General features: G+C 69.7%; 14 protein-coding genes. 9 read left to right on the forward strand and 5 right to left on the reverse strand.

From position 1 onward, the window contains the following. Positions 1 to 313 precede the first annotated feature (313 nt). From E1161_RS28670 to E1161_RS11760, 7 genes are all read left to right on the forward strand, one after another. Positions 314 to 394, forward strand: coding sequence for a putative leader peptide (locus tag E1161_RS28670; RefSeq protein ID WP_363790427.1), 81 nt, complete (start codon positions 314 to 316; stop codon positions 392 to 394). A 120-nt stretch (positions 395 to 514) separates the two neighbouring features. Beyond that, positions 515 to 1,846 carry a dicarboxylate/amino acid:cation symporter gene (locus E1161_RS11735; RefSeq protein WP_207920195.1) on the forward strand — a complete coding sequence of 444 codons (1,332 nt, stop codon included), beginning with the start codon at positions 515 to 517 and terminating at the stop codon, positions 1,844 to 1,846. A 96-nt stretch (positions 1,847 to 1,942) separates the two neighbouring features. Next, complete coding sequence (locus E1161_RS11740) at positions 1,943 to 2,314, forward strand: DUF1707 SHOCT-like domain-containing protein (RefSeq protein ID WP_235874958.1); 372 nt, start codon at positions 1,943 to 1,945, stop codon at positions 2,312 to 2,314. 44 nt (positions 2,315 to 2,358) lie between these two features. Beyond that, complete coding sequence (locus tag E1161_RS11745) at positions 2,359 to 3,033, forward strand: DUF3558 domain-containing protein (RefSeq protein ID WP_132622580.1); 675 nt, start codon at positions 2,359 to 2,361, stop codon at positions 3,031 to 3,033. A gap of 90 nt (positions 3,034 to 3,123) precedes the next feature. Next, the gene (locus E1161_RS11750) at positions 3,124 to 3,474 is read left to right on the forward strand and encodes a hypothetical protein (RefSeq protein WP_165939759.1); all 351 of its coding nucleotides are present in this window, start codon (positions 3,124 to 3,126) and stop codon (positions 3,472 to 3,474) included. Between the two features lie 6 nt (positions 3,475 to 3,480). Then, positions 3,481 to 4,335, forward strand: a complete 855-nt coding sequence (locus E1161_RS11755) for a PPE domain-containing protein (RefSeq protein ID WP_132622584.1) — start codon at positions 3,481 to 3,483, stop codon at positions 4,333 to 4,335. Continuing rightward, positions 4,332 to 5,138 (forward strand): ESX secretion-associated protein EspG, encoded by an 807-nt coding sequence (locus E1161_RS11760; RefSeq protein ID WP_132622586.1) that lies wholly within the window; start codon positions 4,332 to 4,334, stop codon positions 5,136 to 5,138. Before E1161_RS11755 ends, E1161_RS11760 begins: the two co-directional genes overlap by 4 nt. A 62-nt stretch (positions 5,139 to 5,200) precedes the next feature. Here E1161_RS11760 and glpD read toward each other — a convergent pair whose 3' ends face one another. Then, positions 5,201 to 6,949: a glycerol-3-phosphate dehydrogenase gene (gene glpD, locus E1161_RS11765; protein ID WP_132622588.1), complete on the reverse strand. Its 1,749-nt coding sequence runs from the start codon at positions 6,947 to 6,949 to the stop codon at positions 5,201 to 5,203. Positions 6,950 to 7,040: 91 nt separating this feature from the next. Then, the gene (locus E1161_RS11770; protein WP_132622590.1) at positions 7,041 to 7,868 is read right to left on the reverse strand and encodes a DeoR/GlpR family DNA-binding transcription regulator; all 828 of its coding nucleotides are present in this window, start codon (positions 7,866 to 7,868) and stop codon (positions 7,041 to 7,043) included. A gap of 410 nt (positions 7,869 to 8,278) precedes the next feature. Here E1161_RS11770 and E1161_RS11775 point away from each other — a divergent pair, with 410 nt between their 5' ends. Both E1161_RS11775 and glpK read left to right on the forward strand, forming a co-directional pair. Then, on the forward strand, positions 8,279 to 9,031 hold the full coding sequence (locus E1161_RS11775; RefSeq protein WP_132622592.1) for an MIP/aquaporin family protein: 753 nt from the start codon (positions 8,279 to 8,281) through the stop codon (positions 9,029 to 9,031). 22 nt (positions 9,032 to 9,053) lie between these two features. Continuing rightward, entirely contained in the window at positions 9,054 to 10,556 is a 1,503-nt protein-coding gene (glpK, locus tag E1161_RS11780; protein WP_132622594.1) for a glycerol kinase GlpK, read from the forward strand. A gap of 119 nt (positions 10,557 to 10,675) precedes the next feature. Here glpK and E1161_RS27125 read toward each other — a convergent pair whose 3' ends face one another. The 3 genes from E1161_RS27125 to E1161_RS11790 form a co-directional block, all read right to left on the reverse strand. Next, positions 10,676 to 10,819, reverse strand: a complete 144-nt coding sequence (locus E1161_RS27125; RefSeq protein ID WP_165939760.1) for a hypothetical protein — start codon at positions 10,817 to 10,819, stop codon at positions 10,676 to 10,678. A gap of 166 nt (positions 10,820 to 10,985) precedes the next feature. Continuing rightward, a complete protein-coding gene (locus tag E1161_RS11785) occupies positions 10,986 to 11,375 on the reverse strand; it encodes a thiol-disulfide oxidoreductase DCC family protein (protein WP_132622596.1) in 390 nt (129 codons plus the stop codon). 31 nt (positions 11,376 to 11,406) lie between these two features. Then, on the reverse strand, positions 11,407 to 12,810 hold the full coding sequence (locus tag E1161_RS11790) for an NAD(P)H-quinone dehydrogenase (RefSeq protein ID WP_132622598.1): 1,404 nt from the start codon (positions 12,808 to 12,810) through the stop codon (positions 11,407 to 11,409). Positions 12,811 to 13,039 lie beyond the last annotated feature (229 nt).

The raw sequence follows: 13,039 nt of genomic DNA on the forward strand, positions 1-13,039 counted from the left end.
CCCCTGATCCGGGCCACCGCCGAATCCCCCCCCTTCGAACACGGCCCCGGTCCCACCTGAACCCGGTCACCCGTGATCGCCGGTCCCCTCCTGACCCGACCGCCCCGTGCCCGCGCCCCGCGGTGACCCGGATGCCGCGGTATCAGCCCCCCGTTCACGGCGGTGATCAGGGTTGTTCCCGATCACGGCCGTGTTCGGGCCACTGATCGCGACGCACTCGGGTCACCCGCGTGCCGCCGTCGGGGTGAACGTGGGCACAGTTCGACCACCTTCGGGACTTAATCGCTCGATCGGGTGGTTAGTTGAGGTCGCTATGCCTGTCCTGCGACCGTGGCTGTTGACCTCGCGCCTGCACGTCGATCTTCGGCGGCAGGCCAGCTGCGTCTGTCGTTGATCTCCTCCGGCCTGAGCTGAAGCCCTCGCTCGGCCGCTCCTCCGCGCGGCGCCCCTCCGCGCTCCGGCGCTGACCCGCGCCCATCTCCGCATCAACCCCCCACGACTTCAGGAGATCCCTGTGTCCGACACCGCCGGGCGGTCTCGCCTGCGCTTCAACCCGAAGCTGTTCGCCATCGCAGTGCTCGCCTCGCTGGTGCTCGGTGCACTGCTCGGCTGGGTCGCCGAGCAGACCGAAGCCGAATGGCTGATCACCACGCTGGACACCATCGGCAGCACGTTCACCAAGCTGCTCAGCTTCACCGTGCTGCCGCTGATCTTCACGGCGATCGTGGTGGGCATCAACAGCCTCCGCTCGCTCGGCGGTCGCCGGACCGCGGCGCGCCTGGGCGGCAAGACCGCGCTGTGGTTCGCCGTCACCTCGTTGATCGCCGTGGTGATCGGCCTGGTGGTCGGCGAGCTGTTCCAACCCGGACGCGGCCTGGTCATCGAGCCCGACCCGAACAAGCTCCAGGCGATCGGCGAGAAGACGCAGGGTTCCTGGCTGGACCTGCTCAACGGCCTGGTGCCGGACAACCTGATCAGCGCCTTCGCCGAGGGCGAAACCCTGCAGGTCGTGTTCGTGTCGCTGATCATCGGCGCGGCCACCTACAGCCTCGGCGACAAGGCCGCGCCGTTCGTGAACTTCAACAAGGCCGCCTTCGAGGTCATCCAGCGCGTGCTGGGCTGGATCATCCGGCTGGCTCCGCTGGGCACCCTCGGCCTGATCGGCAACGCCGTGGCCACATACGGCAACGAGTTCTTCCTGCCGCTGGTCAAGCTCATCGGCTCCACCTACGTGGCGTGCCTGCTGGTGCTGCTCGCCGTGTACCCGCTGCTGCTGGGGCTGGTGGCCAAGGCCAGCCCGGCCCGCTTCTTCGCCAAGTCGTGGACGGTCCTGCAGTTCGCCTTCGCCTCCCGCTCCTCCGGCGCGAGCCTGCCGATGACCCGCCAGGCCGCGGAGGACCTCGGAGTTCCGCCCTCCTACGCGAGCTTCGCGGTTCCGCTGGCCAGCACCACCAAGATGGACGGCTGCGCGGCGATCTACCCGGCCATCGGTTCGCTGTTCATCGCCAACCTCTTCGGCATCCAGCTCGGCTGGGTGCAGTACCTGACGATCATCGCGGTCGCGGTCTTCGGTTCGATCGCCACCGCGGGCGTGACCGGCTGGTTCACGATGCTGACGCTGACCGTCGGCGCGCTGGGCTTCCCGCCCGAGGTCGTGGCCACCGGCATCGCCATCGCCTACGCGGTCGACCCGATCATGGACATGATGCGCACCGCGACCAACGTCGCCGGCCAGATCGCCGTCCCGGTGATCGTCGCCCGCAGCGAGGACGTCCTCGACGACGAGGTGCTGGGCGCTCCCAGCACGGCCACGCTGATCGGCGATCGGGAACCGGTCACGGCATGAGCAGACCGGTCCGGTGCGCATGATCGCGCGCACCGGACCGGGAAAACCCACCTCGGCACTTCGTTCGGGTGATGGCCCATCCGTAGGATGGGTCGCGTGGACAGCGGCCGGCGGGGAAGAGACCTGCGCATCGGTGACCCCGAGCGCGAGCGGGCCATACGGCTGCTCGGCGAGCACTTCTCCGCCGGGCGCCTGGAGCTCTCCGAGTACGACGAGCGCACCAAGCTGGCAGCGGGAGCGCGGTTCGGGTCCGAGCTCGACGGGCTCTTCGACGACCTGCCCGGGCCCCGCCCGTTCGGCGAGCTGACGCCCGCCACGACACGCCCCGCGCCCTCGGTGGGCAACATCGCGCTGGCCGTCGGCGGGGTGGCGCTGCTGCTCGCGCTCGTGGTGCTCGCGAGGCCGATCGGCCTGATGCTGCTGCTGCCGACCGTGGCGATCATCTGGTTCATGTGGCGACGGAGGTGACGAACTACCGTCACCCACGAGCACGTTTCGTTACGGTGAGGTCCATGCACAGCTCGCGGTCCACCGTGGTGCGACGTCTCAGCGCGTTGCTCGGCTTCGTCGCGCTCACCCTCACCGGTTGCGGCATCTGGCAGTCGGCACCCACGGCAGGCACCGCACCGCCCCCACCGCCACCACCCGCACCGGTCACCAGCGCACCGCCGTCGCTGCCGCCGAGGCCGTTCGACATCGGCCTGGACGGCGTCGACCCGTGCGAGCTGCTCACCGCCGACCAGCGCAACCAGCTCGGCTTCGACCGCGAACCGCAGCCGGACTCCGACACCGGTTTCGGCAACGCCGCCACCTGCAGCTACCGCAACACCACCGCCAAGGTCGGCGCCCGCCTAGCGCTGATCACCACCGAAGGCATGCGGGTGTGGACCGACGACACCGCGCAGGTCGAGGCCACCCCGATCCTCGTGGAGGGCTTCCCCGCGCTGGTGATCAAGACGCCAGGGCTCGACCTGTCGTGCAACGTGGCGGTCGACGTGGCCGAGGGGCAGCACCTCGACGTCCTCTACCGCGACGACGGCGGGCAGCCACCACCGCCGGTGGACCAGCTGTGCTCCGGTGCTCAACGGGTCGCCGAGGAGGCGGTGCGCACGCTGGCCCACCCGCCGGCCTCGGGAACCTCCAGCTCGGAGGCACCGACGCAGCTGCCGTCCGAGTCGACGCCCTGATCCGGCACTCCCCGCGCACGGAGCACTCCACAGCGTTGCAGATCGCGGATACAGTGTCCGGCGGACGTTTCACCGGTGGGAGGGGGCGACGTGCCGTTAACCGAGCCGTACGGCGCGGGTTCCGGTGGTTCGATGCAGGTCGAGCCCACCGCGATCCCGCGCCTGGTCAACTCGTTGCAGGAGTCCCTGGACGCCGTCGGGCTGCAGATCGAGCACGCCATCACCGAGCTCCGCATCCGCCCGTGGGCCGGTGACCCGGTCAGCACGGACGCGGCCGAGCTGTTCAACGAGCGATCGGTCGGCGGTGGTGAGGACGCGCTGACCGCGCTGTGCGGTTACCGCGACCAGCTGCAGGCCGCAGCCGAGTCGTTGCAGCAGGCCGGTCGCGAGTACGAGCAGATCGATCACGACAGCGCGGCCGGTCTGGGCGGGGGTTGCTGATCTGCGATGGGTGACCACCGATGGCAGGGCTACCAGCACGCCGAGCTGTACGCGCAGATCAACGAAGGCCCGGGTGCGCACGGCTCGACCGACAGCGTGCGCCGCTGGAGCGAGCTGACCCGCGCGCTCGGCGAGATCGACGGCGGTCTGGCCGCCGCGGTCGCCGCCGCGAAGAGCGGCTGGCAGGGCTCGGCGGCCGACAACGCCAACGCCGGGCTTCGCCCGCTGGGCGAGTGGGCGGCGCTGGCGCAGCAGGCGAGCACGGTCATGCGCGAGCGCGCCGAGCAGCAGGCGGAGTTCATCAGCAAGGCCCGCAGGGACATGCCACCGCCGGTGCAGGCGACCAGCGAAGACCCGGGAACCGCGGCGACCGCGCTCACGCACCTGTTCGGCGGGCAGACCGACTACGAGGTCCAGGAGGCCCGGCAGCACGCCGCTGAGCAGCGCGCGTTCGACGTGATGCGCACCTACGAGGCCTCGACCCGAGCGAACACGACTTCGCTGGCCTCGTTCGCCCCACCGCCCCAGGTCGTCGTGGACGCGCCCGCATCGAGTGGGGCCAGGGCGTCGGGAGGACCACCGGTGACGATCAGCTGGGGCCCGACCGTCGCTCCGCCGAGCACCGGTGCGCCGACCGGCCGGACCGGTTCGGGCACCACCGCGCGCGGCGCCAAGCAGGACGGTCGCCGTTCGGGTCGTCCCGCCGGTTCCGCCGCCGGGCGGGCATCGGGCAAGCGCACCGAGGGCGCCCGCGACGAGGCCGTCGAGCGCCATGTCACCGAGGAGCTGGGTGACGGCGGGTTCTTCGGCGAGCAGCAGACGGGTTCGCGCCCGGTGATCGGTGGCGAGCCCGGTCGATGAACACCGCCGCACGCGCCGAGGGGCTGATCAGCCTCTCGGCGCTGGAATTCGACGTCCTCACCGAGCACCTGGAGCTCGACGGCGTGCCGCTTGTCCTCAAGGTGCCGTCGCCGGGACGCACCCACGCCGAACGCGCGAAGCTGGTCGCCTCCGCGTGGCGCGCGATGTCGGATCGCGGTCTGATCAGCGGCGGTGAGCTCGACGCCGACCTGGAGTGGATGCTGCGGCTCGTCGCCGAACCCGGCCGCGAGGTCGACGGGCGGAGCTGGTTGCAGCGCAGCGTTCGCGTGCTGGCCGCCGCCGAGGGGGGTGGCGAACGCGCCGTCCTCGTGGTCAAGGACGGCGATCACTTGAGCTTCTCCCCCGTTTCGGCCGCGGGGCTTCCGCGCGCGGCGATCTCGCCGCTGCAGGAACTGCCTCCCGGCCCGGGCCGATCGGTGTCGGTGCCCAGCGACGCCCTCGACGCCGCAGCCCACGAGGTGGGTGACAAGACCGAGCAGCTCGCCTCCGCGCTGCAACGACGCGGTGTTCGTCCCGACGACGCGGAGGTCTTGGGCGAGATGGTGGCCGGAGCCGTCGCGCAGGGGCAGTTCGGCGCGGCCGCGCGAATCCGGTACGGCAGGCGCGAGAGGGCCGAGCGCGTCGTCGGGTTCTTCGACTCCCCCCTCGGCCGCTACGCGCAACTGCGCACCACGTCCCCCTCCGGGGAGGCCTGGAGCACGATCGCCCCGGCGGACAACCGCCGCCTGGCAGGCCACGTGGAAGAACTCCTCAACGAGGTGACCGCCGCACCCCGGCAGTAGCTCTCACCCGCTCAAGACGATGGCCCCGTCCGAGAACGGGGCCACCACCTCGAGCGCGTTGGTCAGACCACCGGTTCCAGGAGGCTGGTCCTGGCTTCCGGGGCCGCTGAGCGCTTGGCGTCGGCCGCTTGGTCGCTGGGTTCGCTCTGCGAGTCGCGCTCGGCTTCGACCCGCTGGGTGTAGACCGCGACCTCGCGGGTGATGGTGTCCTCGTCCCAGCCGAGCTCGACCGCCATCAGCCGTGCCACGGCGTCAGCGCAGTCCACGCCCCGGTGCGGGTACTCGATGGAGATCCGGGTGCGCCGGGTGAGCACGTCCTCCAAGTGCATCGCGCCTTCGTGGCTGCACGCGTAGGCGATCTCCGCCTGCAGGTAGTTCGGGGCGGACGGGACCGGCTTGAGCAGGTCGGGTCGCTCCTCGCCGGCCGCGAGCACCTCGTGGATCTCCGAGCCGTAGCGGTCCAGCAGGTGCCGGATCCGGTACGGGTGCACGCCGTGCGCGCTGGCCAGCTGATCGGCCTGGTTGACCAGCGCGTGGTAGCCGTCGGCGCCGATCAGCGGGACCTGGTCGGTGATCGACGAGGCCATCCGGCCGGGGACGTCCGCCGAGACGGCGTCGACCGCGTCGGCGGCCATGACCCGGTAGGTCGTGTACTTGCCACCGGCGATGGCCACCAGACCCGGGGCCACCCGCGCGACCGCGTGTTCGCGGGAGAGCTTGGAGCTCTCCTCGCTCTCGCCCGCCAGCAGCGGCCGCAGACCGGCGTAGACGCCCTCGATGTCGTCGTGCGTCAGCGGGGTGGCCAGCACCGAGTTGACGTGTTCGAGCAGGTAGTCGATGTCGGCCTTGGTCGCCGACGGGTGCGCGAGGTCGAGGTGCCAATCGGTGTCGGTGGTGCCGATGATCCAGTGGTTGCCCCACGGGATGACGAACAGCACGGACTTCTCGGTGCGCAGGATCATGCCGGTCTCTGCGACGATCCGGTCACGCGGGACGACGATGTGCACGCCCTTGCTGGCGCGGACGCGGAACCGCCCGCGACCTCCGGAGAGCTTCTGCAGCTCGTCGGTCCACACACCGGTCGCGTTGATCACCGCGTGGGCGCGGACCTCGACCTCTTCGGCGGTCTCCACGTCGCGCACCTTGACGCCTGCGATCCGGTCGGCTTCGCGCAGGAAGCCGGTGACCTGCGCGGAGGTCATCACCACAGCGCCGTAGCGCGCGGCCGTGCGGGCGACGGTCATGGTGTGCCGGGCGTCGTCGGCCTGCGCGTCGTAGTAGCGGATGCCGCCGATCATCGCGCTGCGCTTGAGCGCGGGGACCATGCGCAGCGCACCGGCACGGCTGAGGTGCTTCTGCCCCGGCACCGAGCGAGCGCCACCCAACGTCTCGTACATGAGCAGACCGGCCGCCGTGTACGGGCGCTCCCAGAAGCGGCGGGTCAGCGGGTACAGGAAGGGGACGGGCTTGACCAGGTGAGGCGCGAGCGTGCTCAGCATCAGCTCGCGTTCCCTGAGCGCCTCGCGCACCAGGGAGAACTCCAGCTGCTCCAGGTAGCGGAGTCCACCGTGGAACAGCTTGCTGGAACGGCTGGAGGTCCCGGCCGCCAGGTCGCGGGCCTCCACCAGCGCGACCCGGAGTCCCCGGGTGGCCGCGTCCAGCGCCGCGCCGGCGCCGGTGACGCCGCCACCGATCACCACGACGTCGAATTCGTCGTGTTCGAGCCGTTTCCAGTTCTCGGCACGCTCGGTGGGTCCCAACGAGCCCTTCAGCCGGTTTCCGGTCTCGGTCTTGTCCTTGGACTTGGACACCGCGTCCTCCTCGCTTTGATCGCGTCCCACCGTTGAACCCACCGCCGACGCGGAACCGGACCTGCGCGCAGGTGGCGCACCACGGTGGTCATCATGCCCGACCAGCACTGTCCGTGCCTGGCGCAGCGCGTCCCGCTGCGGTCGCCTGTTCGACGAGCGCTCCGCGCTCGCGCAGCACTTCGATCTGGTGGCCGGGTGTTCTCGAATCCACGATGACGATGTCGAAGTCCTCGACGGGCGCGACCGCGTGCAGCGCGCGCCGGTGGAACTTCGTGTGGTCAACGTAGAGCACTGTGCGCTGAGCTGCGGCCAGCATCGCCTTCTTGATCTGCACCATCTCCTGCTGCGGGTAGCAACCGATGCCGTCGGTCACCGCCGACACCGACATGATCGCCAGGTCGACGCGGAGGTTGCGCAGCGAGTCCAGCGCCATGCCACCGACGAACGCGTCCGCCCACGGCAGGTAGTCGCCCCCGACGCAGATCAAGCTGATCCCGGGAGCGGCGGCGAGTTCGTCGAAGACGCCCCGGTGGTTGGTGACGACCGTCAGCGGGGCGCGTTCGGGCAGCAGCCGGGCCAGGTGCACGCCGGTGGTGGAGTCGTCGAGCAGCAGCGCCTGCCCGGGCTCGATGAGCTCGGCGGCGGCGCGGGCCAGTTCCTCCTTCTCGGACTGGTTCTGCTGCAACCGGTACTCCGAAGCCGCTTCGTAGAGCAGCGACGAGGCGGCCGAGACGTTGCCCCTGTTGCGGTGCACCAGGCCCTGCGATTCCAGGTCGGCGAGATCCCGGTACACGGTCATGGCGCTGGCGCCGATGGTCGCGACCAGGTCGTCGATGCGCAGGGTGCCCTCCGCCATCACCAATTCGGTGATCTTGCGGCGCCGGTCCTGCTGCTTGCCGGACGGTCGTCGGCCGGACATGGCGGCTCCTCGCTTCCGAGTCGCGCTGACTGCGGCCGGATCATCTCCTCCACCGCACGCTCACCGTACAACTCGATAAAAACACCATCTCAACCAGAATGCAACGCTTCTTTTCACACAGATGTTGTGATTAAGGTGTCTTCTGGTAGCCGGGGTCGATCACTCGATCCAGGCGTTGCCGGACACCGGTGTCCCCACGCCGGGAGCTCGGCACCGGGGATCCCCACGACATTCCGCGCTACCACCGGGCGAGCCGCGGATTAGGCGGTACAGACGAACGTGCTGCGCACGACTGGCGGCACTCATGGACACGTGTTGCCATGCGGCAGTACCGTCCCGACTCGCTCGATGTCGGACAGACACCGAACACCCGCCTGTGCCAACGGCGGCATCACGAGGGGAACGGGAGAATGACCAGTCTTGGCGAGGTATTCCTCTGGGAGCTGCTCGGGACGGCGATACTGACGCTCTTGGGCTGCGGCGTCGTGGCGAACGTGACGCTGAGCAAGAGCCTCGGAGTCGGCGGCGGATGGCTGCTGGTGAACTTCGGCTGGGGTTTCGCGGTTTTCGCCGCCGCCAGCATCGCCGAACCTTCCGGGGCGCACATCAACCCCGCGGTCACCATCGGACTCGCGATCTACGGGGACACCCCGTGGTCGCAGGTCCCGGTCTACATCATCGCGCAGATCATCGGCGCCGCCCTGGGCGCGGTCCTGTGCTGGGCCGCCTACAAGTTGCAGTTCGACACGACGGAAGACCCCGCCAACACGCGAGGGATCTTCTCCACCGGACCGACGGTCCCGAACGCTCCGTGGAACCTGATCACGGAGGTCATCGGCACCTTCGTGCTGGTGTTATGGATCATCACCAACCCGCCAGCCAGCGCCGGTGACACCCCAGGCGTTCCGGACTTCGGCAACGCCGCGCTCGGCTACGCCGCAGTCGCCTTCATCGTGATCGGCATCGGCGCCTCCCTCGGCGGGCCGACCGGATACGCCATCAACCCGGCGCGAGACCTGGGACCGCGCATCGCGTACGCGCTACTGCCCATTCGCGGCAAGGGTTCGGCCGACTGGGGCTACTCGTGGGTCCCGATCGCCGGACCGATCATCGGTGGCGCGCTGGCGGCGCTGCTAGCCCTCGCTCTGCCCATCAGCAGCTGACCGGACAAGGAAGGTTTGAACAATGGCCTCGTACATCGCCGCCATTGACCAGGGAACCACGTCCACGCGGTGCATGATCTTCGATCATTCCGGCGGGGTGGTCGCGGTCAACCAGAAGGAGCACCGCCAGCTGTTCCCCAAGGCCGGCTGGGTCGAGCACGACCCGCTCGAGATCTGGAACAACGTCCGCCAGGTGTGCGCGGGCGCGCTGGCCAAGGCCGACCTGGTCTCCTCCGACATCGCCGCCTGCGGCATCACCAACCAGCGCGAGACCACCGTGGTCTGGGAGAAGGCCACCGGCAAGCCGGTCTACAACGCCATCGTTTGGCAGGACACCCGCACCGACGAGATCGTCAGCGAGCTCGGTAGGTCGGAAGGGCAGAGCCGCTTCCAGGCCAAGACGGGGCTGCCGCTGGCCACCTACTTCTCCGGTCCGAAGTTGAAGTGGCTGCTGGACAACGTCAACGGGATCCGGGCGCGAGCCGAGAAGGGCGAGCTCCTGTTCGGCAACATGGACACCTGGGTGCTGTGGAACTCCACCGGGGGCCCGGACGGCGGACTGCACGTCACCGACCCGACCAACGCTTCGCGCACGCTGCTGATGGACCTGGAGACCCTGCAGTGGGATCCGGACATCTGCGCAGAGATCGGCGTGCCGATGTCGATGCTGCCGGAGATCCGCTCCTCCTCGGAGGTCTACGGGCAGTTCCGCGAACGCGGTGTGTTCGCCGGGATCCCGATAGCCGGCATCCTCGGCGATCAGCAGGCCGCCACCTTCGGGCAGGCGTGCCTGTCGCCCGGTGAGGCCAAGAACACCTACGGCACCGGCAACTTCGTCCTGCTCAACACCGGGACCGAGCGCGTCATCAGCCAGAACGGCCTGCTGACCACGGTCGGCTACAAGATCGGCGACAACGACACGATCTACTGCCTGGAGGGCTCGATCGCGGTCACCGGTTCGCTGGTGCAGTGGCTGCGGGACAACCTCGGCATGATCGGCACTGCCCCGGAGATCGAGCAGGTCGCCTCCAGCGTGGACGACAACGGCGGCGCGTACTTCGTGCCCGCCTTCTCCGGTCTGTTCGCGCCGCACTGGCGCTCGGACGCGCGCGGCGCGATCGTCGGGCTCACCCGGTACGTCAACCGCGGTCACCTCGCCCGAGCGGTGCTGGAGGCCACGGCCTTCCAAACCCGCGAGGTCATCGAGGCGATGAACGCCGACTCCGGTGTCCCGCTGAAGTCGCTGAAGGTCGACGGCGGCATGGTCGTCAACGAGCTGCTGATGCAGTTCCAAGCCGACATCCTGGGCGTCCCGGTGATCCGGCCGAAGGTCAACGAGACCACCGCGCTCGGCGCCGCCTACGCGGCCGGCCTCGCGGTCGGCTTCTGGGAGAGCGAAGCCGACATCCGCAGCAACTGGGCCAAGGACAAGCAGTGGGACCCCGCCATGACGGAGGACCTCCGGGAGAAGCACTACGCCAACTGGCAGAAGGCGGTCACCAAGACCTTCGACTGGGTCGACTGACGACCTGCCGCTTCTCCTGAGCCGTTCCGGCGGCGTGATCCGCACCTCGCGAAGCACCGCGAGTGCAGGTCACGCCGCCGCTTCGCGTGCGAGCTCGGCCAGGCGTCGCGGCGGGTCGATCACGTGCACCTCGTTGCCACCTGGTAGCTGACGCGGTGGCCGCGCCCGGTGATCTCGGCGACCAGGCCCAGGCCGGGACTGATGTGACCGTGAGCGGGGATGGACACGAACAGCACGTGCACCCGGTCCCGGTTCTGGGACATGAGTGCGAACTTCGATCAAAACGCCCGGGTGTCGGGCGGAACGGTGGATGACCGCGCCGCGTGATCCGCGCACGGTGAGGCCGCTTCAAGCGGGCTTGATCAGAGGTGGAGCTGCCACTGCACGGGGCCGGGACCACGAGACCTGGTCGCGGGGTTTCCCGAGGGGTCAGTCGCGGTGGGGACGTTGTTCGGGCGGGAGCTGGCAGGCCGGGGTGGCGCCGGGCAGGCGGTGGCGGTGGTCGGCGACCCAGCGGTAGAAGCGTTCGGCGAGGGTGCGCAGCAGCGGGGCCGACATGAGCCGACCCAGCAGCGGCCAGGGGGCACCGCTGGACTTGAGCAGTTCGGCCACCGCTGCGGCACCGCCGAAGACGCGGCCGGAGCGGTCGATCCAGACGACCTCGTGAGCGGCTCGGGCTTCGGTGATGTTCAACGCCGCCAGATCGGCTTCCTGCCAGGGCTGGACCCGCATGCGCACCGGCAGGCGCACGGCGAGGCGGACGCTGCGGGTGCAGAACCCGCAGTCGCCGTCGTAGATCAACACCGGACGTTCGGTCACGCCACCATCCTCCCCCACCGGGAGCCTCTCGTCAGTCCAGGTCGTCGTGGCGCATCAGCAGGCGCCCGGCCTCGGTGAGCGAACCCGACAGCGACGGGTAGACCGAGAAGGTGTTGGCCAGGTTGTCCACCGTCACCTGGTTCTGCACCGCGAGCGCGATCGGCAGGATCAGCTCGCTGGCGTTCGGCGAAACCACCACGCCACCCACGACCACACCGGTCTGCGGGCGGCAGAAGACCTTGAGGAAACCGCGCCGCAGGCCTTCCATCTTGGCGCGCGGGTTGGTGGCCAGCGGCATCGTCACGGTCCGCGCGGGGACCTCACCGCTGTCGATGGCCTGCTGGCTGATGCCCACCGTGGCGATCTCGGGGTGGGTGAAGACGTTGGCCGCCACCGTCTTCAGCTTGATCGGCGTGACGCCCTCGCCCAGCGCGTGCCACATCGCGATCCGGCCCTGCATGCCGGCGACGGAGGCCAGCAGCAGCAGACCGGTGCAGTCACCGGCGGCGTAGATGCCCGGGGCACCGGTCCGCGACACCCGGTCGACCTCGACGTAGCCACCCCGGCCGGTCTCGATGCCGACCTTCTCCAAGCCGATGTCATCGGTGTTGGGCACCGAGCCCACCGTCATCAGCGCGTGGCTGGCCTCGACCTTCCGGCCGTCGGCGAGGTGGATGACCACGCCCTTCTCGGTGCGCTCCACCGACTCGGCGCGAGCGTGCTTGACGACCTCGGTGCCGCGCTCGGCGAACACCTCTTCGAGCACGGCCGCGGCGTCGGCGTCCTCGTGCGGCAGCACGCGGTCGCGGCTGGAGATCATGGTGACCTTGACGCCCATCTCGGTGTAGGCGGAGGCGAACTCCACACCGGTGACGCCGGAGCCGATGACGGCCAGGTGCTCGGGCAGTTCAGGGAGGTCGAAGAGCTGGCGCCAGGTCAAGATCCGCTCACCGTCGGGCTCGGCGCCCTCGAGGATGCGGGGCGTGGCGCCGGTGGCGATCAGCACGACGTCGGCGGTGAGCTCTTCGTAGGTGCCGTCGGCGCGGTCCACGCCGATCTGGTGCACGGCCATGCCCGGCGTCGGGTCGGTGAAGCGCGCACGGCCCGGAATGATCTTGACGCCTTCGCGGCGCACCCGCGAGCGGATGTCGGCCGACTGCGCTAGAGCCAGGCCCTTGACCCGACCGTGCACGACGGCGACCTCGACATCGGCTTCGTGGGAGGAGGGTCGGATGCCGAGTTCTTCGGCGTCGCGGAAGGAGGAGCGAGCCCCGGCGGAGGCGATGAAGGTCTTCGAAGGAACGCAGTCGTAGAGCACGCAGGCCCCGCCGAGACCTTCCGGCTCGACGAGCGTGACGTCCGCTCCGTTGGATGCTGCGACCAATGCCGCCTCGTAGCCCGCCGGTCCGCCGCCCATGATCACGATGCGGGTCACTTCGCGCTCCTCCTGAGTCCACCTGGCCGAAGGGCACCCCGTTGCCGGTGGTCACCGATTACACCGATGGGCGCCGGATTCACGGTACGCCGCGACGGGTCCGGGCAAACCGGGTGGTACCGACCGGGATGGGTGATCGTGGCGAAGACCACTCCCGGCCGCCTGCACCGCCTGTGATCGTCGCCCGTGCGCAGGTCCTCCGGCTCCAGGCCGGGAACCGGACGACCGA

This window comes from Saccharopolyspora aridisoli (assembly GCF_004348445.1).
GTDB classification, from domain to species: Bacteria; Actinomycetota; Actinomycetes; order Mycobacteriales; family Pseudonocardiaceae; genus Saccharopolyspora; species Saccharopolyspora aridisoli.

Excerpts from the sequence above, each read along its gene's own strand:
- E1161_RS28670 (WP_363790427.1), top strand. The coding sequence starts at position 314 with ATGCCTGTCCTGCGACCGTGGCTGTTGACCTCGCGCCTGCACGTCGAT.
- E1161_RS11745 (WP_132622580.1), top strand. The coding sequence starts at position 2,359 with ATGCACAGCTCGCGGTCCACCGTGGTGCGACGTCTCAGCGCGTTGCTC.
- E1161_RS11755 (WP_132622584.1), top strand. The coding sequence starts at position 3,481 with ATGGGTGACCACCGATGGCAGGGCTACCAGCACGCCGAGCTGTACGCG.
- E1161_RS11760 (WP_132622586.1), top strand. The coding sequence starts at position 4,332 with ATGAACACCGCCGCACGCGCCGAGGGGCTGATCAGCCTCTCGGCGCTG.
- E1161_RS11770 (WP_132622590.1), bottom strand. The coding sequence starts at position 7,868 with ATGTCCGGCCGACGACCGTCCGGCAAGCAGCAGGACCGGCGCCGCAAG.
- E1161_RS11775 (WP_132622592.1), top strand. The coding sequence starts at position 8,279 with ATGACCAGTCTTGGCGAGGTATTCCTCTGGGAGCTGCTCGGGACGGCG.
- glpK (WP_132622594.1), top strand. The coding sequence starts at position 9,054 with ATGGCCTCGTACATCGCCGCCATTGACCAGGGAACCACGTCCACGCGG.
- E1161_RS27125 (WP_165939760.1), bottom strand. The coding sequence starts at position 10,819 with ATGTCCCAGAACCGGGACCGGGTGCACGTGCTGTTCGTGTCCATCCCC.